Source organism: Actinopolyspora biskrensis (genome assembly GCF_013408175.1).
GTDB lineage: Bacteria > Actinomycetota > Actinomycetes > Mycobacteriales > Pseudonocardiaceae > Actinopolyspora > Actinopolyspora biskrensis.
The window spans coordinates 76,919-102,780 of sequence record NZ_JACBYW010000005.1; the positions used below are offsets into that span (position 1 = coordinate 76,919).

Annotated in this window: 22 protein-coding genes, 1 pseudogene and 1 riboswitch; of the genes and pseudogenes, 16 read left to right on the top strand and 7 right to left on the bottom strand. The window is 68.6% G+C overall.

What is annotated here, in order from left to right; all coding sequences use genetic code 11:
• Positions 1-5: 5 nt before the first annotated feature.
• A complete protein-coding gene (locus FHR84_RS13790) occupies positions 6-416 on the top strand; it encodes a hypothetical protein (protein WP_179535934.1) in 411 nt (136 codons plus the stop codon).
• A gap of 327 nt (positions 417-743) precedes the next feature.
• Here the strand turns inward: FHR84_RS13790 and FHR84_RS13795 are convergent, their stop codons facing one another.
• Positions 744-1,127: a hypothetical protein gene (locus FHR84_RS13795; protein ID WP_179535935.1), complete on the bottom strand. Its 384-nt coding sequence runs from the start codon at positions 1,125-1,127 to the stop codon at positions 744-746.
• A 429-nt stretch (positions 1,128-1,556) separates the two neighbouring features.
• Between FHR84_RS13795 and FHR84_RS13800 the strand changes: the two genes are divergently transcribed.
• Positions 1,557-3,629, top strand: a complete 2,073-nt coding sequence (locus tag FHR84_RS13800; protein WP_343075276.1) for a transglycosylase domain-containing protein — start codon at positions 1,557-1,559, stop codon at positions 3,627-3,629.
• Positions 3,630-3,923: 294 nt separating this feature from the next.
• On the opposite strand, the gene FHR84_RS13805 is transcribed toward FHR84_RS13800, so the two are convergent.
• Together FHR84_RS13805 and metE are read right to left on the bottom strand one after the other, a co-directional pair.
• Positions 3,924-4,898: a CPBP family intramembrane glutamic endopeptidase gene (locus FHR84_RS13805; protein ID WP_246300573.1), complete on the bottom strand. Its 975-nt coding sequence runs from the start codon at positions 4,896-4,898 to the stop codon at positions 3,924-3,926.
• Between the two features lie 97 nt (positions 4,899-4,995).
• The gene (gene metE, locus FHR84_RS13810; protein WP_179535937.1) at positions 4,996-7,287 is read right to left on the bottom strand and encodes a 5-methyltetrahydropteroyltriglutamate--homocysteine S-methyltransferase; all 2,292 of its coding nucleotides are present in this window, start codon (positions 7,285-7,287) and stop codon (positions 4,996-4,998) included.
• A gap of 132 nt (positions 7,288-7,419) precedes the next feature.
• A riboswitch (cobalamin riboswitch) is annotated at positions 7,420-7,678 on the bottom strand.
• A 238-nt stretch (positions 7,679-7,916) separates the two neighbouring features.
• Here metE and FHR84_RS13815 point away from each other — a divergent pair.
• A complete protein-coding gene (locus FHR84_RS13815; RefSeq protein WP_179535938.1) occupies positions 7,917-9,266 on the top strand; it encodes a serine hydrolase domain-containing protein in 1,350 nt (449 codons plus the stop codon).
• A 143-nt stretch (positions 9,267-9,409) separates the two neighbouring features.
• Here the strand turns inward: FHR84_RS13815 and FHR84_RS13820 are convergent, their stop codons facing one another.
• Positions 9,410-9,817: a VOC family protein gene (locus FHR84_RS13820; RefSeq protein ID WP_179535939.1), complete on the bottom strand. Its 408-nt coding sequence runs from the start codon at positions 9,815-9,817 to the stop codon at positions 9,410-9,412.
• Positions 9,818-10,098: 281 nt separating this feature from the next.
• On the opposite strand from FHR84_RS13820, the gene FHR84_RS13825 reads away from it, so the two are divergent.
• Positions 10,099-11,766 carry a sodium:solute symporter family protein gene (locus FHR84_RS13825; protein WP_179535940.1) on the top strand — a complete coding sequence of 556 codons (1,668 nt, stop codon included), beginning with the start codon at positions 10,099-10,101 and terminating at the stop codon, positions 11,764-11,766.
• Positions 11,767-11,843: 77 nt separating this feature from the next.
• Entirely contained in the window at positions 11,844-12,131 is a 288-nt protein-coding gene (locus FHR84_RS13830; RefSeq protein ID WP_179535941.1) for a hypothetical protein, read from the top strand.
• A gap of 250 nt (positions 12,132-12,381) precedes the next feature.
• Here FHR84_RS13830 and tnpA read toward each other — a convergent pair whose 3' ends face one another.
• Positions 12,382-12,852, bottom strand: coding sequence for an IS200/IS605 family transposase (gene tnpA / locus FHR84_RS13835; protein WP_179535942.1), 471 nt, complete (start codon positions 12,850-12,852; stop codon positions 12,382-12,384).
• A 45-nt stretch (positions 12,853-12,897) separates the two neighbouring features.
• Here tnpA and FHR84_RS13840 point away from each other — a divergent pair.
• A pseudogene (locus FHR84_RS13840) lies at positions 12,898-14,128 on the top strand (RNA-guided endonuclease InsQ/TnpB family protein).
• Positions 14,129-14,235: 107 nt separating this feature from the next.
• On the opposite strand, the gene FHR84_RS13845 reads toward FHR84_RS13840, so the two are convergent.
• Positions 14,236-15,003 (bottom strand): IclR family transcriptional regulator domain-containing protein, encoded by a 768-nt coding sequence (locus FHR84_RS13845; RefSeq protein WP_179535943.1) that lies wholly within the window; start codon positions 15,001-15,003, stop codon positions 14,236-14,238.
• A gap of 203 nt (positions 15,004-15,206) precedes the next feature.
• Between FHR84_RS13845 and FHR84_RS13850 the strand changes: the two genes are divergently transcribed.
• The 5 genes from FHR84_RS13850 to FHR84_RS13870 all read left to right on the top strand — a co-directional run bounded on the left by FHR84_RS13850 (position 15,207) and on the right by FHR84_RS13870 (position 20,552).
• Positions 15,207-16,169 carry a U32 family peptidase gene (locus tag FHR84_RS13850; protein WP_218862890.1) on the top strand — a complete coding sequence of 321 codons (963 nt, stop codon included), beginning with the start codon at positions 15,207-15,209 and terminating at the stop codon, positions 16,167-16,169.
• A complete protein-coding gene (locus tag FHR84_RS13855) occupies positions 16,166-17,326 on the top strand; it encodes an enolase C-terminal domain-like protein (protein WP_179535945.1) in 1,161 nt (386 codons plus the stop codon). Before FHR84_RS13850 ends, FHR84_RS13855 begins: the two co-directional genes overlap by 4 nt.
• Complete coding sequence (locus FHR84_RS13860) at positions 17,323-18,342, top strand: zinc-dependent alcohol dehydrogenase (protein WP_179535946.1); 1,020 nt, start codon at positions 17,323-17,325, stop codon at positions 18,340-18,342. The genes FHR84_RS13855 and FHR84_RS13860 overlap by 4 nt, the downstream gene beginning before the upstream one ends.
• A 294-nt stretch (positions 18,343-18,636) precedes the next feature.
• Positions 18,637-20,112: an aldehyde dehydrogenase (NADP(+)) gene (locus FHR84_RS13865; protein ID WP_179535947.1), complete on the top strand. Its 1,476-nt coding sequence runs from the start codon at positions 18,637-18,639 to the stop codon at positions 20,110-20,112.
• Between the two features lie 299 nt (positions 20,113-20,411).
• Positions 20,412-20,552 carry a hypothetical protein gene (locus FHR84_RS13870; RefSeq protein WP_179535948.1) on the top strand — a complete coding sequence of 47 codons (141 nt, stop codon included), beginning with the start codon at positions 20,412-20,414 and terminating at the stop codon, positions 20,550-20,552.
• 135 nt (positions 20,553-20,687) lie between these two features.
• Here FHR84_RS13870 and FHR84_RS13875 read toward each other — a convergent pair whose 3' ends face one another.
• Positions 20,688-21,320, bottom strand: a complete 633-nt coding sequence (locus FHR84_RS13875; RefSeq protein WP_179535949.1) for a DUF4360 domain-containing protein — start codon at positions 21,318-21,320, stop codon at positions 20,688-20,690.
• A gap of 451 nt (positions 21,321-21,771) precedes the next feature.
• On the opposite strand from FHR84_RS13875, the gene arfB reads away from it, so the two are divergent.
• The 5 genes from arfB (at position 21,772) to FHR84_RS13900 (ending at position 25,861) form a co-directional block, all read left to right on the top strand.
• Positions 21,772-22,209, top strand: coding sequence for an alternative ribosome rescue aminoacyl-tRNA hydrolase ArfB (gene arfB, locus FHR84_RS13880; protein ID WP_179535950.1), 438 nt, complete (start codon positions 21,772-21,774; stop codon positions 22,207-22,209).
• A gap of 239 nt (positions 22,210-22,448) precedes the next feature.
• Entirely contained in the window at positions 22,449-23,366 is a 918-nt protein-coding gene (locus FHR84_RS13885; protein WP_179535951.1) for a patatin-like phospholipase family protein, read from the top strand.
• A gap of 97 nt (positions 23,367-23,463) precedes the next feature.
• Positions 23,464-23,766, top strand: a complete 303-nt coding sequence (locus FHR84_RS13890) for an urease subunit gamma (RefSeq protein ID WP_043576948.1) — start codon at positions 23,464-23,466, stop codon at positions 23,764-23,766.
• Between the two features lie 8 nt (positions 23,767-23,774).
• On the top strand, positions 23,775-24,125 hold the full coding sequence (locus FHR84_RS13895; RefSeq protein ID WP_179535952.1) for an urease subunit beta: 351 nt from the start codon (positions 23,775-23,777) through the stop codon (positions 24,123-24,125).
• Positions 24,122-25,861 carry an urease subunit alpha gene (locus tag FHR84_RS13900; protein ID WP_179535953.1) on the top strand — a complete coding sequence of 580 codons (1,740 nt, stop codon included), beginning with the start codon at positions 24,122-24,124 and terminating at the stop codon, positions 25,859-25,861. Before FHR84_RS13895 ends, FHR84_RS13900 begins: the two co-directional genes overlap by 4 nt.
• The last annotated feature ends 1 nt before the right edge of the window (position 25,862 follow it).

Below are 25,862 nucleotides of genomic sequence, written 5' to 3' on the forward strand. Positions count from 1 at the left end.
GCGGTGTGAAGGGCAGGCTGGTTTCGCCGCGCTGGGTGCTGCTGCACCTGGTTTTCCTGGCCGCGGTCGTGGCCGCGGGCTGGTTGGGCTGGTGGCAGTGGGAACGCGCCCACGAGGCGGGCGGCAGTTTCCAGAACCTCGGGTACGCGTTGCAGTGGCCGCTGTTCGGCGGTTTCGCCCTGTTCCTGTGGTACCAGGTGGTTCGAACGCTCAACGGCACCGAGCCGCACGAGGAGGCCGAGCCGGTCGCGGAGTCGGCGGACCCCGGTGAAACCGGCTCCTCCGCGCCGGAGGCGGCTGGCCCACGGCGCTCTCCGGTCCCGCCCCCGGCGCCTCCGGTGACCGAGGACGAGGACCCCCAGCTCGCCGAGTACAACCGCTACCTGGCAGAGCTCAACGCCTCCCGTAGTGAGTGAGTGTTCGAATCGGCGGTGTCGGTTGCTTGGTGGGTCGTTTGGCGGAACCTCAGTCGGTGTCTCGCTGCGGGATCCTCGACATCGGGTAGCCACACCTACACAACGTCGAGGCTGTCCTCGCGAGACCCGCGACTGAGAACCCGCGGCGGTGCCGACTGCTCAGGCTCGTAAGCGCTTGCGTCGGTGTGGAGCTCTTGGTTGGGAGTGCCTGTCCGAGGCTTTGAGCGGCTCGGTTTGCTCGGTGGGTTTCGCAGCGGACCGACCGTTCCGAACGACGTGTCCGGGGCGCACTCGTGCGAGGATCCGGTCCCGGAGCGGGGGCGGGCGTCAGCTGTTGAACTCGATCCTGCCGAACTGCCTGCCCTGAACGACGTTGTTTGCGGTTCCGGAGAACTGGTTGTTGACCGCGTGGTTTCCGGAGGCCGTCAGCTCCTGGTGGATCGGAGCGCCCTCCGAGCGCAGCTTCTCGGAGAACTCGCCGTCGTCGGACTCCAGCCGGTCCAGGCGCCGCGCCAGTGCGGCGACCTTCGGGTGGTCGGCTGGACGGTCCTCGGCCGCTTCCAACGCCGCGGCGGTGTCCGGGTCCTCTTCGGACTTTCCGCGCAGCAGTTCACGCACCTTGGTCAACGCGGCGGAACCGGCGCTGCCGAGCGCCGCGGCCGCCTGTCCGGCGAGCGCGGCTGCGACGGATTCGAGGAACGGGTCGTTCATGCTGCCTCCGACGAGGTGTGCGCACCGGTTGTTCGCCGCCCAACCGGTCCGTTGCGGACGGTGTTGACTCGCTCAGTGTAGCCGCACGTGTGTCCGCCGTGTTCCGTGAAGCGATCACTCCGCACCGTTGACGAGCGCCCGTCGCGCGGTGATTTCGGTCACCGGACCGTGACCGCTCGGTGGTTTTCTCCGGCGCACGGGATCGCGATCGGTGCACAGCGGAGTTCCGGCGGGTCCGGATGTGATATCAAAGTGGCTGAGCGACGACGGGGGGAATCGGGGCGGTGCCCGATCCGACCCGGCGCCACGATCCCTCGTGGGTTCCAGGGTCCTCGCCGGTTTTGAGGACGCGGTTTGTGCCGGAACCCGATGTCGATGCTCTGCTCCGTGGACACGAGTGTGATTGGGGCTGGCGTGCGGCGCGGTGGCGTGCTGTTGAAACTGTTCGGACTTTGCGTGCTCGCCGGGGTGCTGGTGGCCAGCCTGATGCTGCCCGCCGCTCTCGGCGCCGGGGCCGCGGTGAACGAGACCACCTCGGCCATGTCGCGAATGTCCAAATCGCTCCAAAAGGCGCGAATGCCGTTGACCACCAAGGTGTTGGACAGGAACGGCGACCCGATCGCCTACTTCTACGACGACTACCGGATTCCGACTTCCGAGGACAAGATCTCGAAGACCATGAAGTCCGCGATCACCGCGATCGAGGACAAGCGGTTCTGGGAGCACAGCGGTGTCGACTGGCAGGGCACCATGCGCGCGCTCGCCACCAACGTCAGCAGCGGTTCGGTCGAGGAGGGCGCCTCCACCCTGACCCAGCAGTACGTGAAGAACTACCTGGTGCACGTGGTCGCGGACAGCAAGATGGAGCGGCACGACGCGAAGGAGACCACCGTCGCGCGGAAGCTCCGCGAGGCGCGGCTCGCGGTGGAACTGGAGCGCACCATGTCCAAGGAGGAGATCCTGACCTCCTATCTCAACGTGGTGCCCTTCGGGAACCAGACCTTCGGGGTCGGAGCGGCCGCGCAGACCTACTTCGGGACCACGCCGGACGAACTGACCGTCTCGCAGTCGGCGCTGCTGGCCGCGCTGGTCAACGCTCCGGGAGCCCTCAACCCGAACCTGAACCCCGATGACGCCAAGCACCGGCGCAACATGGTGATCGACCGGATGGCCAGTCCGAACAACGGGATCCGCATCACCGAGGAGGACGCCGAGCGCGCCAAGAAGAAACCGCTCGATGTGCTGGATCCGCTCGGGCGCCCGCCGAGCAGCTGCATCGGCGCGGGGGGCAGCGCCACCAACGGCTTCTTCTGCACCTACCTGCGGGACTACCTCAACCGGGCCGGTTTCAGCGACAAGGAACTGGACCAGGGCGGCTACACCATCCACAGCACGCTGGATCCGGAGGCGACCGAGGCGGCCAAGAAGGCGGCCGAGGCGCAGGTGCCCAAGCGGAGCGAGAACATCGCCAACCCGATGGCGATAGTCGAACCGGGCAAGGACAAGCACGAGGTCCGCGCGCTGGTGGCCAACCGGGACTTCGGCAACGACGCCAGCAAGGGGCAGACGGCCTACGACATCGTCAGCAAGGTTCAGACCAGAGGTGCGGGGTCGGTGTTCAAGATCTTCACGGCGGCCGCCGCCATCCAGCAGGGCATGAGCCCGTACGACGAGATCCCCGTGCCCGCCGAGTACACCACCCACCAGTTCGGCGGTGGGAAGCCGTGGACGGTGCACAACGCCGAGGGCGTGAGTTCGGGGTCCAGAACCCTGCAGGAGGCGCTGGCGACCTCGCCCAACACCGGATTCGTGATGCTGCTGGAAAAGGTCGGGCTGGACAACGCCGTGGACATGGCGACCAAGCTCGGGCTGCGCCGCAGCATGACCGAGGTGGACGAGAACGGCCGCTCGTTGGAGGAAGGCGAGCTGACCCAGGCGGAGGCGATCAAGCAGCACGACAAGGGCTCGTTCACGCTGGGTGTGGACTCGGTGAGCGTTTTGGAGCTGTCCAACGTGATGGCCACCATCGCCAGCGACGGCAAGTGGTGTCCGCCCACCCCGGTGACCTCGATGACCGATCGCAACGGTGATCCGGTCGGGATCAAGGGGCAGTCCTGTGAACAGGTGATCTCGCCGCACACCGCTCACGCCTTGGCTCAGGGGCTGGCCGACGACCACAAGCCGGGCGGTACCTCGCACGCGGCCGCCGAGTCCGCGGGGTGGAAGCGCCCGCTGATGGCCAAGACGGGAACCACCCAGTTCTACCGCTCGGCGGTGCTGGTCGGGGCCACCCCGCAGATGGCCGGAGCGGTGATGACTCTCGTGGACGGCCCTCCGTGGGAGGGGATCTGCGTCAACGGCAGCGCCCCGCCGTACCAGTGCGGGGACTCGGCGGGCAATCTCTACGGCGGCACGGTCCCGGCCCGGACCTTCTACCCCGCGATGAAGAAGATCCACGATGGGAAGCCGGTGAAGCAGCTGCCGAAGGTGGGCGAACGCTGACGGCCCCGCCGGCCGCGCCGGACTCGGTGCGGCCGGCGCAACCGGTCCTCCCCGCTCCGACCGGTGCTTTCCGGTGCGAGTTGATGTTGGCTCGGGTCCTTCCCCGGTGCTCCGAGCACCGAAGCGCTCCACCCGAGCAACTCGCACCGCCGCGGGCCCGCTCGTGGTGCTCTCGCGAGGAAGCCCCGACGTTGTGCAGGCCGCTACCCGGTGTCGGGGATCCCGCAGCCGGGCGCCGCCCGAGGTTCCGCCACCCGCACCCCTACGCGAACCGAGCCGGAAAATCGCTGCACATCAGCGGTGGTGGAAGCGGGGGACACCGCGGCTGATCCCCGGCTCGTCCGCCTCGCGTCCGGGGAACCGCACCGGAAGCTTCTGCAGCGCGATCAGCAGCAGGATCAGCAGGCCCAGCACGATCCAACCGGTCCAGCCGAGCAGCCCCACCGAGACGTTGGAAACCGGCTCGCCCGGTGCGTTGAACACCGTGGGCAGGATCGCCGCGGCGTTGAGGAAGCCGTGCGCGATCGCGGCGGGCCAGACGCTGCCGGAGGCCAGCCGCAGCCAGCCCAGCAGCGTGCCGACCAGCACGCAGAAGACGATCATCAGGAGGAAGGCGGCCACGCTGGGCACCGCCGGGTAGTTGTAGCCGAGCAGCAGCAGCGGGGCGTGCCACAGTCCCCACAGCACTCCGGTGACCAGGAACGCTCCCGGCTGTCCCAGCGGAAGCAGTGCCCTGTTCAGGTAACCGCGCCATCCCAGCTCCTCACCGGCAGCGGGAACGACGTTGAGCCACCCGAACACGAACACGTTCACCAGCAGGAGCAGCAGGCCCGTGATCGAGGAGTCCGGGGTCTGGTCGGTCAGGGCGAACTGCAGTTGTCCCGGAAGGTCCGTGAAATCCAGCCAGTGCGCGTCGTAGACGGTCAGCGCCCATCCGACGACCAGCGTCAGCATCATCGCCAGCGGCGCGCCGAACCAACCGAGCAGTCCGTACTTCCACCAACCGCGCAAGCCACGCGGGTGGGTGATGCCGATTTCGCGCAGTACGCGCCGGCCGGGACTGATCCACCTGCTCGTCACCAGGGCGGCGACGCTGGGCATGAACATCATGGCGATCAACAGGGGCGGGTACCAGGTCGAGTTCAACCCCTCCCCGGAAAGCCACAGCGGCAGGGTCAGCAACCACGCCGGGACGTAGGCGATCAGAACGAAGCCGACCGCACCGCGGACGTCCACTCGGTCGTACTCGGAGTCCATCCGCTCAATCATGCCAACCCTCCGACAGCGTGAGTAGCACAACCCTCCGCTTCCGTCCCGTGCCCGCTCGTGAACGTGGGAGCGGGCACGGGACCGGAGGAGCGCGGGATCAGGTGTTCAGCGAGTCACGCACCCGCCGCACCGCGGTGCGCATGTTGATCAGCGCCGCTTTCACCTCCTCGTACCCGCGGGTCTTGAGCCCGCAGTCCGGGTTGACCCACAGACGTTCGACCGGGACGGCTTCCAGCGCCGCGCGCAGCAGCTTCTCGATCTCGCCCACATCGGGAACCCGCGGGGAGTGGATGTCGTAGACGCCCGGCCCCACCCCGTTGGCGAAACCGACGGAGTTGAGGTCGTCCAGCACCTCCATCCTGGACCGCGCGGCCTCCAGGCTGGTCACGTCCGCGTCGAGATCCACGATCGCGTTGATGACCTCGCCGAACTCCGAGTAGCACAGATGGGTGTGAATCTGGGTGGCGTCGGAGACCCCCGAGGTGGCCAGGCGGAAGGAACGCACCGCCCAGTCCAGGTACTGCCCGTGCTGCTCGGAACGCAGCGGCAGCAGTTCGCGCAGCGCGGGCTCGTCGACCTGCACCACGCCGACACCCGCCGACTCGAGATCGGCCACCTCGTCGCGGATGGCCATGGCCACCTGGTTCGCGGTCTCGCCGAGCGGCTGGTCGTTCCGGACGAAGGACCAGGCGAGAATGGTGACGGGGCCGGTGAGCATTCCCTTGACCGGTTTGTCGGTCATGCTCCGGGCCCTTTCCGCCCACCCGACGGTGATCGGTTCGGGACGCGAGACGTCGCCGAACAGGATCGGCGGCCGCACGCACCGTGAACCGTAGGACTGCACCCAGCCGTTCTCGGTGCTGACGAAGCCCTCCATGTGCTCGGAGAAGTACTGCACCATGTCGTTGCGCTCGGGTTCGCCGTGCACGAGCACGTCGAGGCCGAGGGCCTCCTGGAGCTCGATCACACGCCGGATCTCGTCGGTCATCTCGGACTCGTAGGTGGCCCGGTCGATCCGGCCGTTGTTGAACCGCGCGCGTGCCTTGCGCACCTCGGAGGTCTGCGGGAAGGAGCCGATCGTGGTGGTGGGCAGCGGTGGCAGCCCGAGCACCCGCTGCTGATCCGCACGCCGTTTCGCGGGGTCGCCGCGCCGCGCGTGCTCGGGACGCAGCCTCGAGGTGCGCGAACGCACCCGCTCGTCACGCAACCTGGCCGCGGCACGGCGGTCCTCGACCGCGGCACGGCCCCTGTCGAGCTGGTCCCGAACGACATCGCGCCCCTCGTGCAGCGCGCGGTCGAGCAGCACGACCTCCTCGACCTTCTGCCGCGCGAAGGCCAGCCACGACTTGACCTGCGGGTCGATGTCCCGTTCGGCCGAGACGTCGTAGGGAACGTGCAGCAGCGAGCAGGAGGTCCCGATCGAGACCTCGCCCGCGATGCCGAGCAGGGTGGCCGCGGTGGACAGGGCCCCGTCGAGGTCGCAGCGCCAGATGTTGCGGCCGTCGACGAGCCCGGCGACCAGCGTCTTGTCCCGCAGCCCGGTCAACCCGGAAAGCACGTTCGTCGTGGTCGAACCCGCGACGAGGTCCACCCCGACGGCCTCGATCGGAGCCGAGGCGAGCACGCCGAGGGACTCGCCGGGGTCGCCGAAGTAGGTCGGTACGAACAGCTTCGGCCTGGCGGACAGCCCTCCCAGCTCCGCGTAGGCGGTGCGCAGCTTCTCCAGCTCGTCCGGACGGCGGTCCGCGGCGAAGGCGGGTTCGTCCAGCTGCACCCATTCGGCGCCCGCGCGGTGCAGCTCCTCCAGCAGTTCGGCGTAGACCGGCAGCAGGTCGTCCAGCCGGTCCGTGGGGGAGAAGGACGCGGGCGCGTCCTCGGCGCTCTTGGCCAGCAGCAGGAACGTCAACGGTCCGATGACCACCGGCCGGGTGGTGATTCCCAGCTCACCGGCTTCCCGGAACCGCTCGACCGGGGTGCGGTCGGAGAGGCCGAACCGGGTGTCGGGGCCGATCTCGGGGACGAGGTAGTGGTAGTTGGTGTCGAACCACTTCGTCATCTCCAGCGGAGGTGTGGACTCCACTCCCCGTGCCATCGCGAAGTAGGTGTCCAACGGGTCGAGACCGAGCTCGCGGTAGCGCTCGGGGACGGCCCCTAGAGTCACGGCGGTGTCCAGCACCTGGTCGTAGTAGGAGAACGTGTTGCTCGGGACGGATCCGAGTCCGGCCTCGTGCAGCTCCCGCCAGGTTCGTGCGCGCAGCTTCCCGGCCGTTTCGCGCAACCGGGCCCGGTCGGTCTCGCCGGACCAGTAGCTCTCCAGCGCCCGTTTGAGTTCACGGTGCGGCCCGATTCGGGGGTAGCCGAGTACGGTGGATCCGATTTGGCTGGTCAAAGCTCTCTCCTCGCGAGCTCGACGGCATGGTCGGCCGGAGGCCCCGAGGAAAGTGGCACACGTGTCGTGGTCGCGTGGGAGCGTGCGACCCGCCGTCCTGCCGGCCTTCCCGCGAGGCCCCGGACTCGCGCACCGGAGTGCGCGCCGATGGCAGGTCTTCGGACTCGTGGGCGCTACCGGCTCGGCCGGTTCTCCTACTCGCCGTCGGCTTCCCGGGCGGACTTCCCGCCCAGTGCCGTGCTCCGAACGCGGTCTTCATCGGCCGCGTGGGGACGGCGTTCGTTCCCACTCACCGCTGCGGGGCAGTCCCGGACTCGCACCGGGTTCCCTCTTGCCTCACCGGACCGGACGCTTCCGTCGCCGCCGGTGAACCATCGGCGAACGCATGGTTGCGCGCTCGGCGCGGTTTGGCAAGCCCCTCGTGGGTCCGCCCCCAACGGTCGCGGGGCCCCGCGGGACGGTTCGGCAGCGATTTCGACGCTCGGTGTATTTCCGGTCACAGTGCGCCGTACCCGGATCCCGCGCGGGAAATCGGCACCCCGGCAGGGCCGAGCGGCACGCTTTCCGCGGGGGGCGGGGACTCGCGGACGAACTTGCGAACGGGAGCTCCCGCGCGGAAACATGTCCTCATGCCGAGCGAACTGCTGCCCACGACCCGACGTGCGTTGTTGCGGCGACTGGCCGTCGAACAGTCCCACAACCGTGTTCCCTCGTTGATCGCGGGACTGGTCCGAGACGGCGAGACCCTCTGGGTGGACAGCCGGGGGTCGGTGCGCACCGAACCGCCCACCGCGAACACGCAGTACCGCATCGGTTCCATCACCAAGACGTTCGTGGCCGTTCTGGTGCTGCGACTGCGCGACGAGGGGAGGTTGGAGCTGTCCGACCGCTTCGGCGACCACGTCCCGGGGACCGCTGTGGACGATCGCCCGATCTGGCAGCTGCTGGCGCACAACAGCGGGTTGAGCTCCGAACCTGCGGGGCAGTGGTGGGAGCGTGTTCCCGGCGAGGAACCGGAGAGGTTCGTCGCCTCGGTGGACAGCGCACAGCTGCGCGAGGAGCCCAGGCACGTCCTCCACTACTCAAACACGGCTTTCGGGCTGCTGGGCGAGCTCGTCGCGCGGCTGCGCGGCGAGGACTTCGCAGGTGTGCTTCGCAGGGAGGTCCTCGACCCCCTCGGTATGCGGCGCACGACGATGGAGCCCGAGGAGCCCTGCGCCCCCGGGCTGGCCGTGCATCCGTGGGCCGACGTGCTGCAGCCGGAGCCCGCCGAGGACGCGGCCGCGATGGCGCCGGCCGGACAGCTCTGGTCCACGGTGGACGACATGATCCGCTGGCTGCGCTTCCTCGTCGGTGAGACCGGCGACGTGCTGCACCCCGACACGCTGGCGGAGATGCGTCAACCAGCCAGTGTGGACGACGGTTCCGAGTGGAACCGGGGGTTCGGCCTCGGTCTGCAGCTGGCGCGCCACCGGGGGCGCAGGCTGGTCGGGCACGGTGGATCGATGCCGGGGTTCCTCGCGAACGTGCTGGCCGATCCGGAGGAGGCCACCGGAGTGGTGTTCCTGGCCAACACCACGTCCGGAGTGGGAGCGCTGGCCACCGACCTGCTGGACGTCCTCGCCGAGCACGAGCCGCGCATCCCACCGGAGTGGCATCCGAGCACCGAGGTCTCGGAGGGGACGCTGGAACTGACCGGGCTGTGGTACTGGGGGCCGACCCCCCACCTGATGCGGGTGCTTCCGGACGGACTGCTCGAGCTGTCGGCCTGGAAGGGGCCGGGGCGGACCGCGAGGTTCCGCTACGCGGGCGAGGAGACCTGGATCGGCCTGGACGGTTACCACCGCGGCGAACCGCTGCGTGTCGTCCGCTCCGCGGACGGGACACCCGCCCACATCGATCTGAACACCTTCGTGTTCACCAGGGCGCCGTACGACCCGGACGCGCCCGTCCCGGGCGGGACGCTTCCCTGGAAGTGACCGGCTGATCCGACCGAGGGGCCGGGGACCATTCCGGCCCGGGGCACGGCGGCCCCGCATCGGGGCCGCCGTGAATCCTCCACCGGAGCGGGCGGGTCGGGGGCATCCGGTCCGGAATCCCCGCCGAACGGCCGGGACGAGCTTCAACCCGCTGTTCGGTCCGGGAGACTCGCGAAGAGGTCGACGTGGTTGCCGTCGGGGTCGAGCACGGTCGCGTAGCGCTGCCCCCACGGGGCGTCCCAGGGGGAGTGGTGCCCCCGGTGGCCGGCCGCGGTGATCTCCGCGTGCGCGCTGTCGACCCCCTCCGGCGAGCCGCAGTCGAAGGCGAGGGCGATGCGGTGCCCTCCGGAAGGCGGTGTCCACGCGGGATCAACGGCCCGCACCGCCTCCGCGCTGTCCCACATGAGACGGGTCCCCGCCGGAAGGGTCGTCTCCACGTGGGACTCCGTGTCGGCGGAGGCGGGGATGTCCAGGCCGAGCAGCCGGTAGAACGCGAGCGTTCGCGCCATGTCGTCGGCGACCATGCCGACGGCGCTGAATTCGATGGTCATGACGGCAAAGTAGCCGGTCGCCGGCTTCCCCGAGTTGAGCGAATCGGACAGGTCATCGCGAATTCGTTGAGTAATCGCGCGTGTCGGTCGCGTTCGCCGCTTCGACGGTCGAGTCACCTCCGATTTTCGTCGTTCGTGGGTCGGAGTGTCACTCGGGAGGCCGAGCGCCGGCCATGTGTTGACCGTCACCCGATCGTGTCGTAGGTTGTTCGAACAACGTTCGGCATACCGAACATGCGATTGGAGAGCCAACTCGCGGACGGCGACAGGATCGGACGACGATGCACACTCTGGCCGATGGGCTACGGCTGTCGATGAACTGGATGGACAGCCTCATTCTTGTCATCTATTTCGCGGTCGTTCTCGGGATCGCGTTTGCCGCAAAACGAAGCGTGCACACCACCCTGGACTTTTTCCTGTCCGGGCGCTCGTTGCCGGCATGGGTCACCGGACTCGCGTTCGTCTCGGCGAATCTGGGGGCGACCGAGATACTCGGGATGGCCGCGAACGGGGCACAATACGGTGCCTACACGATTCACTGGTACCTGATCGGCGCCATCCCCGCCATGGTCTTTCTCGGCCTGGTGATGATGCCGTTCTACTACAACTCCAAGGTGCGCAGTGTTCCCGAATTCCTGCTACTGCGGTTCAGCCGTTCCTCACACCTGCTGAGCTCGATCCTGTTCGCGGTGGCCTCGGTGCTCATAGCGGGTGTGAACCTCTATGCCCTGGCCATCGTTCTGCAGGCCCTGCTCGGCTGGCCGATTCCGGTCTCGATCGTGGTGGCGGGGCTCTTCGTGCTCGCCTACATCATCATCGGAGGACTCACCTCGGCCATTTACAACGAGGTGCTGCAGTTCTTCGTCATCGTCGCGGCGCTGGTTCCGCTCACCGTGCTCGGGCTGGTACGCGTCGGTGGCGTCGGAGGTCTGCTGGACAAGGTGACCGCCTCGGAGGGGGCGCAGTTCCTGAGCGCCTGGGGCGGAACCGGTTTCGGCCAGGACAATCCCCTGGGAGCGAACTGGCTGACCATCACCCTGGGACTCGGTTTCGCCATCTCGTTCGGCTACTGGACGACGAATTTCGCCGAGGTGCAGCGGTCCCTATCGGCGAAGAACCTCTCCGCCGCGCGGCGCACCCCGTTGATCGCGGCCTTCCCCAAGATGTTCATCCCGCTGATCGTGGTGCTTCCCGGGGTGATCGCGCTGCTCGTGCAGCCGAACATCGGTCAGCCGGGAAGCGAGTACGACTACAATTCCGCGATACCGCTGCTCATGGCCGAGTTGTTGCCGAACGGTGTTCTCGGGTTGGCCGTCACCGGGTTGATGGCCTCCTTCATGGCGGGCATGGCGGCCAACGTTTCCAGTTTCAACACGGTTTTCACCACCGATATCTGGCAGGCCTACATCAAGCCGGCGATGTCGGACGCGCACTACCTGATGATAGGCCGTGTCGTCACCGCAGTGGGAGTGCTGATCGGGATCGGAACGGCGTTCATCGCGTCGTCGTTCAGCAACATCATGAACTACATGCAGACGTTGTTCTCCTTCTTCAACGTCCCGCTGTTCGCCACTTTCATACTCGCCCTGTTCTGGAAGCGGATGACCGCCCAGGCCGGTTTCTGGGGCCTGTTGCTCGGAACGCTGGCCCCGGTCGGTTTCTACAGCCTCTACCGGGTGGGCATCGTGGAGATGGGCAGTGATCAGGCTGTCAACATGACCTCCTCGATCATCGCCTTCGCGGTCGACGTCGCGGTGAGCGTGCCCGTCGCCCTGGCCACCCGGCCGAAACCGGCCGAGGAACTGGTCGGGCTGGTCTACACGAAGGCCGATGCCAACACGCGGGGAGAACTGCAGAAGGGCGACGACGCCTGGTACCGCAAACCGGCTCTGCTCGGTTGGGGAGCGATCGTGCTCGCGGTGTTGTGCTACATCCCGTTCTCCATATGAGGTTTCGTCGCGAGTTCGGCGCGGCCGGGTGTTGCTCACCCGGCCGCGTGTCGGAGTTCCAAGTTTGGAGGTAACCGTTGTCCGAGCAAACGGATTCCGGAGAGGACCGGCGCGAAACCGGAAAGTCGGCCGCGTCGACGAAGTTGTTCGACATCCGGACGATCATCGGCGGACTCTTCGTCGTGTACGGCGTGCTGGTGGGGCTCGCCGGAATGTTTCCCACGGCGGAGGGGCTCGCCAAGTCCCAGGGCATCAACATCAACCTGTGGACGGGCCTGTCGATGCTGGCACTCGGGGGGCTCTTCCTGCTCTGGGTCAGACTTCGCCCGCTCGAAACCCCGGAGATGTCCTCGGAGGAGGGCTGACCTTCAGAGGTCGGCGGGGCCGGTTGCGTAGCGGTGCGGGTGGCGGAACCTCTCGCGGGCTCTCGCTCCGGGCAGGCCCGACATCGGGTGGCCACCTACACCACGTCGGGCCTTCCTCGCGAGAGCACCACGGGAGAACCCGCGGTCGGTCGGGTTGCTCAGGCTCAGCGCACCCGCGTTGAACGGAGCCCCTTGAGCGGGAATTTCGGTCCGAGGTTTCGAGGCGGCTCGAGCCGCTCGTGACCTGGGGTTATCGGTGCGAGCTCCGGCCTTCGGGCCGGGGTGAGCCGATCGGGAGTGTTTGTGGTCGGGCACACTGCGCAGGGCGTCGCTGGTTTTTCACGTACTGCCGGATGATGCTCAGTGGCGTCCCGCCGCATGAGGCTGCGAAGTAGGACGACGACCACAAATGTCCCCGGTAGGTACGTAGTCGGAAGTGCTGCTTCGGTCGCCGCGAGGACACGCCCTTCAGGCTGTTCACCAGCTTCGATACCGCCACCTGCGGCGGGTGTTCCACGAGGAGGTGCGCGTGGTCGTCTTCCCCGTTGCACTCGCTCAGGGTTGCCCCGAAGTCGGCGCAGACTTTCGCGAACACCTCACGGAGGAAGTCGTGGTGCTGTCCGGTGAGCACGTTCCCGCGGTACTTCGTCACGAAGACCAAGTGGGCATGTATCCCGAAAACGCAGTTCCGACCAGTGCGATAATCCTCAGTATTGGCCATAGACCAACATGCTGCAGTGATCAATGGGAGGGAGGTGATCAGCCGATGCAGCTGCGGTACCGATACCGGCTTTACCCGAGCGACGAGCAGCGCCGAGCGCTCGCGCAGGCGTTCGGCAACGCCCGTGTCGTCTACAACGACGCTGTGCGTGCCCGGCAGGACGCCTATGCGGCCGGGGAGACGTTTCCGAGTGGGACGCAGCTGCAGAAGCGGCTGATTGCCGACGCCAAGCACACCGACGAACGGCTGGCTCGGCCAGTGCTCCAACATCGTGCTGCAGCAGGCCATCCGCGACTGCGACCAGGCGTACAAGGACTTTTTCGACAGCTTGAAGAGCAAACGCGTCGGGAAGCGGGTGGGCGCACCCCGGTTCAAGTCCCGTAAGGACAACCGGCAAGCCATCCGACTGCGCACCGGAGGGTTTTCGATTCGAGCGAATGGGAAGCTGCGTCTTGCCCGGATCGGCGATGTCACTGTGTCCTGGTCGCGGGACCTGCCGTCCGCTCCGTCGTCGGTGACCGTGGTGAAAACGGCCGACGACCGGTATTTCGCGTCGTTCGTGGTCGAGGTCGGCGACGAAACCCTGCCGGAAGCTGTCGAGGAACACGGCCAGGACATCGAGGGTGGACTAGACCTGGGGCTGTCGGCGTTCGTGGTGGACCAGCACGGCCGGGTCATCGACAACCCGCGTTTCCTGCGGCGCGCGGAGCGGAAGCTCAAGCGGGCGCAGCGGGAACTCAGCCGCAAGCAGCGGGGCTCGAACAACCGCGCTAAAGCCAGGCGTCGTCTGGCCCGTCAGCACGCCAAAGTTGCCGACACCCGGTCGGACTGGCTGCACAAGGCCACTACCAGCATCGTTCAGGGGAATCAACTGGTCGTGCTGGAAGAGCTGGCCGTCTCCGGTCTCGCCCGAACCCGGCTGGCCAAGAGCGTGCATGACGCCAGCTGGGGCACCTTCCGGCGACTCCTGTCAGAGAAGGCCACGCGGTACGGCCGCGAGCTGATCGTGATCGACCGGTGGCTGCCCACCAGCCAAACGTGCTCCGCGTGCGGTCGCATCGACGGGGCCAAACCGCTATCGGTGCGTACCTGGTCGTGCCCGTGCGGCACGGTCCACGACCGTGACCGCAACGCCGCTATCAACATCCTCGCCGCAGGGCGTGCGGAGAGGCTAAACGCCTGTGGAGACCAGGTAAGACCCCACACCGGGGCACAGGTCGACGAAGCAGGAAGCAGCGCAACCCCGCGAGGGGACGCCGCTCCACGCGCGGCGTAAGCCGCGCCGGAAACCCCGCCGCCCACGGCGGGGAGCACGTCAAGGTGCCGAATGCGCGGGCTGAAGCACCTGCGTTGAGCGGAGCCCTCCGCATCGGGAGCTTTCCGTCATCCCGCGCGGTGCCCCAGGCGTTCGGACAGGTTGGCGGCACCGCGCACCACCGTCCCGGTGAGTTCCCGCTCGACTCGTTCGTCCCACCTGAGGATGGGAACAGCGATGCTCATCGCGGCCACCACCTCGGACGAGTGGTCGTACACGGGCGCCGCGACGCAGGCCACCGAATCGTTGGACTCGCAGTGCTCCCGGGCCTGTCCGGACCGTGCGCGGACCTCGGCGAGCTCGGAGAGCAGACTCCGGTAGTCGGTGATGCTGTTGGCGGTCATCGGCGGCAGGGTGCTCCCGCCGTAGAGCTCCTCTAGCTTTTCCGCGGAGAGCGGTGCCAGCAGAGCCTTGCCGACCGCCGTGCAGTGGGCGGGAAGACGCCTTCCCACCGCAGAGACCATGCGTACCGGGTGCCCGCTGTCCACCTTGGCCACGTAGAGCACTTCGGTGCCCTCGCGGATTCCGATGTGCACGGTCTCGTTGCACTCCCGCGAGGTCTCCTCGGCGGCGAGCTGTCCCTCGCGGGCGAGGTCCAGCCGGTCGGCGTAGGCGGACCCCAGCTGGAAGCCCCGGACACCCAGTCTGTACCTGGAACCGCTGCCGCCCGCGTGGGTGAGGTACCCCCGTTCCACGAGCGTGCCGAGCAGCTCGTGCACCGTCGTGCGGGGAAGTTCCAGCTTGGTGGTGATCTCCGGGGCGCTCAGCTCCGCTTCGTCCAGGAACAGTTCCAGTATGTCGAAAGCCCGCTGCAAAGCGGGTACCGCTCGTGCCACAGCGGTCGCCCCCCTCGGTTCTTCGACGGATGAGCTCCGATCGCACCGGATCCGTGAGCGAGTCCTTGGCCGACACGTGACCGGTATTTCGAACAGCTTACCGGAAATTGGGAGAAGTGGTTCGGGGGACTCGCCTATTGACCTGGTGAGGCATGTGCGGCTAAGTTGTCGAACAACGTCCGATATTTCGAACGGAGTGGGTGTTGGAAGCACGAACGTTCTTGCGATCCCAGGGGCTGCCCGCCGAGGACGCTGAAGAGCCCCCCGCGAGCCCCAAACGCTTCCCGGACGGGGCGCAGTACCGCGTGGAGATCCCGAGTACCGAGGGGCCCGAGGTGCTCGACGCCGTCCTGTCCGAAGCCGCGGACCGGGACGTCCCCGTGCACCGGATATCCCAGGGCAGCGGGGCCATGATGCTCACGGACGGGGAACTCGCCGAGATGGCCGCCACAGCGGGGCGGAACCACGCGGAGCTGAGCCTGTTCGCCCGTCCGCAGGCGGGCTGGCACACCGGGGCGATGGTGGGCTCCCGGGTCGGTGCTTCCATAGCGGCCCAGGCCCGTGGCACCGATCAACTCGCCCACGTGCTGGAGGACGTGCTCCGAGCCTCCGAAGCAGGCGTGCGCAGCGTGCTGATCACGGACCTCGGGGTGCTCTCGATCGCGGCGCGGATGCGGGAGGACGGGCAGTTGCCCGCGGACATGTGCTTCAAGTGCAGTGTCCAGATGGCACTGTCCAACCCGGTCTCCATCGCGATCGCGGAGCGGCTCGGCGCCGACACCTACAACGTGCCGACGGACCTCTCCACCGGTCAGCTGGCCTCCATACGCGCGGCCACCGACCTGCCGCTCGACATCTACATCGAGTCCCCGGACGATCTGGGCGGATTCGTCCGGCACTACGAGATCGCCGAGATAGTCCGGGTCACCGCGCCCGTCTACGTCAAGTTCGGACTGCGCAACGCTCCCGACATCTATCCCAGCGGTGGTCATCTGACCCCCACGGCCGTCGCGCTCGGCCGGGAACGCGTGCGCCGCGCCCGCATCGGCCTGGACATGTTGCACCGCTACATGCCGGAGGCCACGACCTCGGAGCTGCCTGCCCCAGGGCTCGCCGTCCCGCGCGGTGAGTCCGCGACGAGTGAGAAGGCGAGTGATCTCAGGTGAAAATCACGAAGATCGAACCCCTGGTCCTCGGGACTCCCTGGAGGGACCTGACCTACGTCCGCCTGCACACCGACGACGGACTCGTCGGTGTGGGGGAGACGCGGATGCTCGGACACACCGAGGCGTTGCTCGGCTACCTCAACGAGGCCGCGCGCAACCACGTCGTCGGCGCCGATCCGTTCAACATCGAAGCGCTGGTGTGGCGGATGAAGCGCGGCGACTACGGCCGAGCGGGCGAGGTCGTGATGTCCGGCATCGCCTGCGTGGAGATGGCGTGCTGGGACATCATCGGCAAGGCGCTGGGCGAACCGGTGTGGCGGCTGCTCGGCGGCAACGTCCGGGACCGGGTCAAGGCCTACGCCAACGGCTGGTACACGGTGGAGCGTGCTCCGGAGCAGTTCCACGAGGCGGCCCGTTCGGTGGTGGACAGCGGTTACCGGGCGTTGAAGTTCGACCCGTTCGGTCCGGGGCGCTGGGAGCTGGAGCCCGCGGAGTCCCGCCGCTCGGTCGAACTGGTGGAAGCGGTCCGGGACGCGGTGGGGCCCGACGTCGAGATCCTCATCGAGATGCACGGGCGGTTCACCCCGGCCGAGGCGACCCGGATGGCCGGTGAGCTGGCCCGCTTCGCGCCCAGTTGGATCGAGGAACCGGTCCCGCCGGAGAACGTCGAGGCGCTGAGCAAGGTCTCCGCGGAGACTTCGCTGGCGGTCGCGACCGGGGAGCGCATCCACGACCGCTTCGAGTACCGGGAACTGTTCTCCCGCCAGGCGGCCGACATAATCCAGCCCGACATAGGGCACTTCGGGGGGATATCGGAGGCCCGCAAGGTGGCCGCCACCGCGGAAACCCACTACGTGCTGCTCGCCCCGCACAACGTCGGCGGGCCGGTGCTCACGGCGGCGAACCTGCATCTCGCCGCGGTCACCGAGAACTTCAAGATCCAGGAGCACTTCAACGACTTCGCGGACGCGCACGTGAAGCAGGCAGCGCCCGGACTTCCCGAGGTCGAGGACGGTTACTTCGCACTGCCCTCCGGCCCCGGGCTCGGGGTGGAACTCGACGTGGACTTCGTGCGCGAACATCCGGCCAGCGGAGCACGTTTCGACCTTTACGCCGAGGACTGGCAGTTCCGCGGTACGAAGGAGAAGACCTCATGAGCGACTCCGCCCGAGAGGTGCGGATCGAGCGGCCGGAAGGCCTGCGGGTCGTTCCGAGCGAACCCACGCCCCCCGGGCCGCGCGAGGTCGTGGTCGAGGTCGTCCGCAGCGGAATCTGCGGATCGGACCGGGAGGTGTTCACCGGAGGTCGGCCGCCCGAGTTCGTGCGCTACCCGGTGGTCCCCGGGCACGAGTGGTCCGGGAGGGTCGTGGCCGTCGGCGCGGAGGTGGACGAGGGGCTGAACGGCCGCCTCGTCGTGGGCGAGGGCTTCCGGGGCTGCGGCGTGTGCTCGGCGTGCAGGCGCGGGGACAACAACCTCTGCGCCGACCAGTACGACGAAACCGGGTTCACCAGTCCGGGGGCCTGGGCCACCTACCTCACCCTGCCCGCGCGGCTGCTGCACGTGCTCCCCGACGACGCGGACGCACGCAGCGCCGCGGCGCTGGAACCCGCGGCCTGCGCCGCGGCGGCGACCCTCAAGCTCGCGGCGGTGCCCGGTGAACGGGTGGCGGTCGTCGGGGGCGGCAGTCTGGGGCTGCTCGCGACGCAGCTCATCGCATCGACCTCGCCCGCGGAGCTGACCCTGGTCGAGCCGAACGAGGCCCGTGCGGAGATCGCGGAGGCGTGCGGAGCGGGCAGGGTGTGCTCGCCCGAGGAGGCGAAGAGCCGGTTCGCGGGCTACGACGCCGTCGTGGAAGCCGCGGGGGCGTCGGGCACGGCGGACCTGGCCACGCGCCTGGCCCGCCCCGGCGGGCGCGTCGTGCTCACCGGGGTGGCCGCGGCGGACTCCGGACCGCCCGATCCGGCCCACCTGGTCCTGTCCCAGATCACGGTGCACACCGTGTTCGGAGCGCCCTCCCGTGCTTGGGGGCACGCGGTGTCGAGTTTCACCAGTGGTGCCCTCGATCCGGCGCTGATCATCACCCGGGAACTCGATCTCAGCGAGGCCGAAAGAGCCCTTCGGGAGCTGGGGGACGACCGCGGGCGTGATGTGAAGACGCTGCTCCGCCCCTGACCGGGGTTTTCCGTTCAGCGAGCTGTTCGGGTGGTGCTTGGGCGCAGCCTGCGCCCAAGCACCACACCAGAGCCATCAGCACGGCAAGGAAACATCACTGAGAAGCCCTCGTCCGAGAGCTCGCCGACTCCGGGAGGAGCCGGTGGCGTCCGGAGCGGTTCCCGCCGTTGGACGAACCGCCCGGGAAGAGGCCGCCCGTGTGATCCCCGGTCGAACGTTTCGCGCGAAACGTGCCACGAGCTCTCACCGAGGAACCGTCCGACGACGAACGAACCGAGGAGGTCGCGGAACTCCATGACATCGACACGTTCGACTCCGGCTCCGGCCGAGGAACTCGAAACCGTCCTCGACAACGCGAGGGCCGCCTCCGGAGAACTGGAGAGCGCTCGGCCGGGCGAGCTGGCCGGGCTGCTGCGCGGGGTGGCCGACGCGCTGGAAGGGGCCACCGAGGAACTCGTGCCGCTGGCTCAGCGGGAAAGCGGCCTGCCGGAGGGCAGGCTGCGTGGTGAGCTGGTCCGGACGACCTTCCAGCTGCGGCTGTTCGGCGACGTCGTCGAGGAGGGCTCCCACCTGGGGGCGACTCTCGACTCGCCCGCCTCGGACTGGCCGACGGGAGCCCGTCCCGACATGCGGCGCGTTTCCCTGCCGCTGGGTCCCGTTCTCGTGTTCGCCGCCAGCAACTTCCCCTTCGCCTTCAGCGTGGCCGGAGGCGACACCGCCTCGGCCCTGGCGGCGGGCTGTCCGGTCGTGGTCAAGGCACACCCGGGGCATCCGGAACTGTCCCGGCGCACCGCCGAGCTCGTGACCACCGCCCTGCGGGAGGCGGGCGCTCCGGAAGGAACGTTCGCCCTCATCGAGGGGACGGAGTCCGGCCGAGCGGCGGTGCTCGACGGGCGGATCAAGGCAGGCGCCTTCACCGGCTCGAACAGCGGAGGACGGGCACTGTTCGACCTGGCCTGCTCCAGGGCCGATCCCATCCCCTTCTACGCCGAGATGGGCAGCGTGAACCCGGCGTTCGTCACCCCGGAGGCCGCCGAGCAGCGCGGGGGCGAGATAGCACGCGGTTACCTCGACTCCTACACGCTGGGTGTCGGCCAGTTCTGCACCAAACCGGGGTTGCTGTTCGTCCCCCAGCAGGCGCTGCGGGAGTTCGAGGAAACCCTGGTTCCCGAGGTGCGGCAGCGCAACGCGGCGCCGATGCTCAGCTCGGGGATCGAGAACGCCTTCCGCGAGAGCCTGAACTCGCTGCGGGAGCACTCGGCCGTGCGGGAGCTGGTCACCGGTGGTCGTTCCGAGGAGGGCGTGACACCGACCCTGCTGAGCACGACGGCCGAAGAGCTGCTGGCCCACTCCGAGGAACTGATGGGGGAGTGCTTCGGCCCGGTTTCCCTGCTCGTGGGGTATTCGGACACCGACCAGCTGCTCGAGGCCGCCGCCGCCTTCTCCGGAGAGCTGACGGCCACCGTCCAGGGCGTGGAGGACGAGGACGTGGTCGAGTCGCTGTTCGGGGTCCTGCGCAGCAGGGCCGGGCGTCTGGTGTGGAACGGCTGGCCGACCGGGGTGAGCGTCAGCTACGCGATGCAGCACGGCGGTCCGTACCCGGCTACCACCGCTCCGACGCACACTTCGGTGGGCACGGCGGCCGTGGAGCGCTTCCTGCGTCCCGTCTCGTTCCAGAACGCCCCAGGGGCGGTGCTTCCGGAGGCGTTGCGCGACGACAACCCGCTCGGGATCCCGCGCCGGGTGGACGGGAAGCCGCACTCCGCGTGACCGGTCCGTCCGGGTCGACGGATACGGACGCGATCACGTGTGCGCCGGGTACGCGCGGGCGTGCCCGGCGCTGCTCCGTGCATCCGGCTCCGCCCGGTGCCGCGCTCTGTTCCCCCGGAGTTTTTCCCGATCCCGGGCGGGATCCAAGCGGAATCCTGTGGTTCTTTTTACGCATGGCGGCCGACGGTGGGCACACGGAACCGGGAAGCGGTGCGGAACCGGCTCGGCAGTCCCCGGTCGGGGGCGGGGGAGTCGCTGGGCGACGTGGCGATCGTCCGGCGGTGGCGGTGCGGCGGATCGTGCCGGCAAGCGCCCGGCGGGAGCGTCCCTCCGCCGCGCCCACCCGGCGCTCCGCCACGCCGGGTGGGCAGCAGCGGCTCGATCAGGAGCCGTTCGGCATCGATGACATCGGACGGGTGCTCGCGGGGCAGCTCCGCTGAACCGGGCCGACCGGTGGAGCGGTCCGAACCGGACCGGTCCGCCGCCGCTCCCGGTCACGAGCCGGCACCGCGATCACCGGTGAAGACCTCTCCCGTCCCCGGGCCGGGGTTCGGACAGCCCTTCCGCGGTTCCGCTCAGGATTCGCACTTCTTCCAGGAGAAGTGGTAGGTGGTCTCGATGTTTCCGTCGGTCGAGTCCATGGTCATGAAGCTGGTCTCGCCGGAGTCCGAGGTACCCGCGTCCACGCGCAGTTCGGTGTTGATGTTGAAGTTGCGCTGTACGCCGCAGGGCTTGTAGACGATGTCGGCGATCTCGGTCTCGTCGGTGACCTGCCAGTTGTCGCTGTACTCCCCTTCGAACGTCTTGCTGGAGTGCGTTGTTTGGGAGTCGCCCTGGAAGTAGTAACCGGCTTTCTGGGTGCCGGTGGCCCCTTCCGCGAGATGGGCGAAACCGCGGTAGTCGGCCTGGGCGATCCCGTAGGTGAATCCCTGGGGGACGTGCACGACGAGGTTGAGCTGACAGTTGCGTCTGAATGCCGTTGGATCGGAGTCCGGTCCGACTTCGGCGAGGTAGTCGCTGTAGGTGACGGTGAAGGCCTTGTTGTCCGGGGAGACGGCCACTTCTGCCGTGCCCTCGGGGCATCCGGAACCGTTCACGGTGGCGACGTCGATGACTATTTCGTCCGCAGGGGGATTCTCGAACTCGCCCGCGGCGGGAGCGAATAGAGTCGACAGCGCCATTCCGGAGGCGATCATGTGCGTGAGCATTTTTTCATCTCTCCGTTCTCGGAAAATTCCGCTTCTGTCCGCCTTCGTCGTGCGGATTTCTGGTCGCCTCGTTCGGGTGGGCGACCGGGTGTCATTGTATGGGAGCTTTTGCGGGGGTTACAGGTGCTTTCGGGTTAATCACGGTGGTGTGGCGGTGGCGCGGAAGTCGTTCTGATCCGATGGTCGGATGAATCGGAATTCCGGGAAATGTGTTTTCGGCGCGAAGGCCGAGCTGCGCTCTCCGGGGCGCACGGTTTTTCGGGTTCTTCCGCGATATGGGAACGCTTTCTCGCAGTTTCCCGGACGGTCGTTGTCGTGCTCCGCGCCGGTGGACGACGTTCGAGCCGTCCGCGACGGGATCCCGAACGGCTTCCGGGGAGCGGGTGCCGGGACCGGACCGGGGCGGCGGTGGGGATGGCCCACGACGAGGGCCCTGCGGCATCCTCTGGGCGTGCCCGAAGACCTGCGCGTGAACCGGCGAGTGACCATACCGGCCCCCGAGCTCGTGGAGCGCTTCTCCCGCTCCTCGGGGCCGGGGGGCCAGCACGTCAACACCACCGAGTCCCGCGTCGAGCTCTCCTTCGACCTGCGGGGGTCGCGGGCGCTGACGGAACAGCAGCGTGAGCACGCGATCTCCCGGCTCTCCGGGAGGCTTTCCGGGGGAGGGGTGCTCACCGTGGCCGCGGACCGGGAGCGAAGTCAGTTGGCCAACCGGAAGCAGGCCAGGCTCCGCCTCGCGGAGCTGCTGGCCGAGGCGCTGCGTCCCACCCCGCAGCCCCGGCGGCGCTCCGGCCCGAGCGCCGGAGCCAAGCGCAGGCGTCTGGAGGACAAGAGGCACCGCTCGAAGGTCAAGCGGACCAGGGGCAAGGGCCCTCCGGAACGGGAGTGAGATCGAGGGTTCGGCGGCTCGGGGCGCTCGGGTGGAGCTCCTGTGCTGGTGGTGCCGGGGAGGGGGTTCGGCATCTCCGCTGCGAGGCCCCTCGGGCCCGGTAGCCGTGCACCCGGAGCGGGACCGGATATCTTGGTGGCGTGGCCGGTGGGACCTCGCTGTCCCGCTTCGCGGGGTGGCTCCGCCGAGCGAACCCGCACGAACCATTCGAGGACGATTCCCGATGGGAGGGGACGCGGATGACGACGGCGTGGGTTCTTCCGGGCGGATCGACCTTCGGGGCCGTTCAGGCCGGTCTGGTCAGCGCGCTGTTCGACGCGGGGCACGGTCCGGACATGCTGGTGGGCACTTCGGCGGGGGCGTTGAACTCGGCCTGGCTGGCCGGTGACCCGACTCCGCACGGTGCCGAGAAGCTGCGCGACGTGTGGGCGACCATGCGCCGTCGCGATGTCTTCCCGGTCGAACCGACGCGGATGCTGGCGGGCAAGCTCGGCCTGTCGAACCACGTGATGAGCAACCGGGGGCTGGCAGGCTGGCTGCACCGCACGCTGCCGTTCCGCAGGTTGGAGGAGGCGGAACTGCCCCTGACGGTCACCGCGACCGATCTGGACGCCGGTGAGGCGGTGTTCTTCCGGAGCGGCCCGGCCCTGCCCGCTCTCGTCGCCTCGTGCTCCATCCCCGGGGTTTTCCCGCCGGTCGAGATGGACGGCCGCCGGTACGCGGACGGCGGCCCCGCCGCTTTCATGCCCATAAGCCGCGCCGTGGAGCAGGGAGCCGACCGGGTTTACGTGCTGCCGTGCGGTGGTACGTGGCCGCTGGAGTCCGGCGCGGGCGGTTTCGAGCGCCTTCCCGAGCGCAAGGGGTCGAGCAACTCGATCCCTGCGATCAACGGTGCCGCGCTGAGCGCCGCGATGTACGCGGCGTCCAGACTGGACATGCAGCTCAACGCGTCCCGGTGCGAGCTGTACGTGCTGCCCTCTCCGAAGGTCGACCGGCTTTCCCCGTACTCCTTCCGGCACTCGACCGCGCTGATCCGGTGGGCCTGGAACGCCGCTGCCTCCTGGTTGCCCACGGCACTGCCGGTTCCTGCCGAGCCGGTCGACGTGGCCGGGGCGCCGCTCACCTCGCGCGGGTCGGTCGAAGCGGCGGACGTCTGAGCGCGCGCTCCGGACGTTTCGGGCGGTTTTGTTTCGTTGCGGTGAAGTTCGTGTTTTGAGTGGTGCCGAAACTCGTTCGCGATGCTAAAAACGTCTCATGCACCTGGCACCTCAGGAGCGGGACAAGCTGCTCGTCTACGTCGCCGCGCAGCTCGCGCGCAGTCGTCTGGAGCGCGGGCTGCGGATGAACCACCCGGAGGCGATCGCTCTGATCACCGATCACGTGGTCGAAGGGGCCCGCGAGGGCCGCAGCGTCTCCGAACTGATGTCCAGCGGTCGTCACGTGTTGACGCGTGACCAGGTCATGGACGGTGTCCCCGAGATGATCGACGACGTTCAGGTCGAGGCGACCTTCCCGGACGGGACCAAGCTCGTCACCGTGCACTCGCCGATCCAGTAGGAGCTTCAGTGTACCCAGGACAGATCCTCCCGGGAGCGGACCGCGTTCCGTTGAACCCCGGACGCGAACGGGTTCGGCTGGTCGTGCTCAACGAGGCCGACCGGCCGGTGCAGGTCGGCTCGCACTACCACTTCGCCGCGGTCAATCCCGGCCTGCGGTTCGACAGGCGAGCCGCCTGGGGGCTCCGGTTGGACGTGCCGGCCGGAACGGCCGTGCGCTTCGAGCCCGGCGTCGAGCACGAGGTGCGGCTGGTCCCGATAGGGGGCAGGCGCCACGTTCCGGGGCTGCGCGGCGAGAGCGCGGGCGAGCTCGACCGCGTGAGCTGCTCCGAACCCACCGGGGAGGAGCGCGAGCGGTGAGCGGCGAAACCGAGGAACCGGGGATAACCCGCGAACGCTACGTCGAACTGTTCGGGCCGACCACGGGGGACCGGATCCGCCTCGCGGACACCGGCCTGCTGCTGGAAGTGACCGAGGACCGCTGCCGGGGGAGCGGCGGTTCGGGCGAGGAGGCCGTGTTCGGCGGCGGCAAGGTCGTCCGCGAGTCGATGGGCCAGTCGGTGGCCACGCGCGCCGAGGGAGCGCCCGACACGGTCATAACCGGGGCCGTGGTCCTGGACCACTGGGGAGTGGTCAAGGCGGACGTGGCGCTGCGGGACGGCAGGATCACCGGAATAGGGAAGTCCGGCAATCCGGACACCGCCGACGGGGTGGACCCCGGAATGGTGATCGGGCCGTCCACCGAGATAATCGCCGGGAACGGGAAGATCCTCACCGCGGGCGGCATCGACTGCCACGTGCACTTCATCTGCCCCCAGGAGGTCGAGACCGCGCTGGCGTCCGGGGTCACCACCCTGATCGGCGGAGGGACCGGTCCGGCCGAGGGGTCCAAGGCCACCACCGTCACCCCCGGGGAGTGGAACCTCGCGCGGATGCTGCTCGCCGTGGACGACTCGCCGGTGAACATCCTGCTGCTGGGCAAGGGCAACACCGCGGCGGAGGAGCCGCTCCGGGAACAGCTCCGCTCCGGGGCGGGTGGGCTCAAGCTGCACGAGGACTGGGGCTGCACCCCCGCCGCCATCGACACGGCCCTGCGCGTGTCCGAGAGCAGCGGCGTCCAGGTCGCCATCCACACCGACACCCTCAACGAGGCCGGCTTCCTCGAGTCCACCCTGGAGGCCGTGGGGAACCGCTCCCTCAACGCCTACCACGCGGAGGGGGCAGGCGGCGGGCACGCCCCGGACGTGATCAGGGTCGCCGGCCACGCCAACGTCCTGCCCTCCTCGACCAACCCCACGCGGCCGTACACGGTCAACACCATCGACGAGCACCTGGACATGCTGATGGTGTGCCATCACCTGAACCCCTCGGTCCCCGAGGACCTGGCCTTCGCCGAGAGCCGCATCCGGCCGACCACGATCGCCGCCGAGGACGTGCTGCACGACATCGGCGCCATCTCGATGATCGGTTCCGACGCCCAGGCCATGGGGCGTATCGGGGAGGTCGTGACGCGCACCTGGCAGACGGCGCACGCCATGAAGGCGAGCAGGGGCTCCCTGCCGGGTGACGGACGGGCGGACAACCTGCGGGCCAGGCGCTACGTGGCCAAGTACACGATCAACCCGGCGGTGGCGCACGGCATCCACGGGTCGGTCGGGTCGGTCGAGGTCGGGAAACTGGCCGATCTCGTGCTCTGGGAACCGAAGTTCTTCGGCGTCCGGCCGCACGCGGTGCTCAAGGGCGGTTTCGCGGTGCGTGCCGCGATGGGGGACGCGAACGCGTCCATCCCGACACCGCAGCCGGTGCTCTCCCGCCCGATGTTCGGCGCGACGGGGCGGGCAGCGGCTGCCGGTTCGGTCTCGTTCGTGGCCCCCGAGGCGTTGGAAGCCGGGCTGGTCGAACGGCTGGAGCCGAACAGCGAACCGGTGGCGGTGGCCGACACCAGGTCGGTGACCAAGGCGGACATGCGGCTCAACGACGCGACCCCGGACATCGCGGTGGACCCGGACAGCTTCGCGGTGCGCGTGGACGGCGAGCTGATCGACTCCGAACCGGTGGCCGAGGTGCCCATGGCACAGCGCTACTTCCTGTTCTGAG

Coding starts and splice junctions, on each gene's coding strand:
- tnpA (WP_179535942.1), bottom strand. CDS start 12,852: ATGGCCAATACTGAGGATTATCGCACTGGTCGGAACTGCGTTTTCGGG.
- FHR84_RS13865 (WP_179535947.1), top strand. CDS start 18,637: ATGACATCGACACGTTCGACTCCGGCTCCGGCCGAGGAACTCGAAACC.
- FHR84_RS13805 (WP_246300573.1), bottom strand. CDS start 4,898: ATGATTGAGCGGATGGACTCCGAGTACGACCGAGTGGACGTCCGCGGT.
- FHR84_RS13815 (WP_179535938.1), top strand. CDS start 7,917: ATGCCGAGCGAACTGCTGCCCACGACCCGACGTGCGTTGTTGCGGCGA.
- FHR84_RS13820 (WP_179535939.1), bottom strand. CDS start 9,817: ATGACCATCGAATTCAGCGCCGTCGGCATGGTCGCCGACGACATGGCG.
- FHR84_RS13795 (WP_179535935.1), bottom strand. CDS start 1,127: ATGAACGACCCGTTCCTCGAATCCGTCGCAGCCGCGCTCGCCGGACAG.
- FHR84_RS13885 (WP_179535951.1), top strand. CDS start 22,449: ATGACGACGGCGTGGGTTCTTCCGGGCGGATCGACCTTCGGGGCCGTT.
- FHR84_RS13825 (WP_179535940.1), top strand. CDS start 10,099: ATGCACACTCTGGCCGATGGGCTACGGCTGTCGATGAACTGGATGGAC.
- FHR84_RS13875 (WP_179535949.1), bottom strand. CDS start 21,320: ATGCTCACGCACATGATCGCCTCCGGAATGGCGCTGTCGACTCTATTC.
- FHR84_RS13860 (WP_179535946.1), top strand. CDS start 17,323: ATGAGCGACTCCGCCCGAGAGGTGCGGATCGAGCGGCCGGAAGGCCTG.
- FHR84_RS13890 (WP_043576948.1), top strand. CDS start 23,464: ATGCACCTGGCACCTCAGGAGCGGGACAAGCTGCTCGTCTACGTCGCC.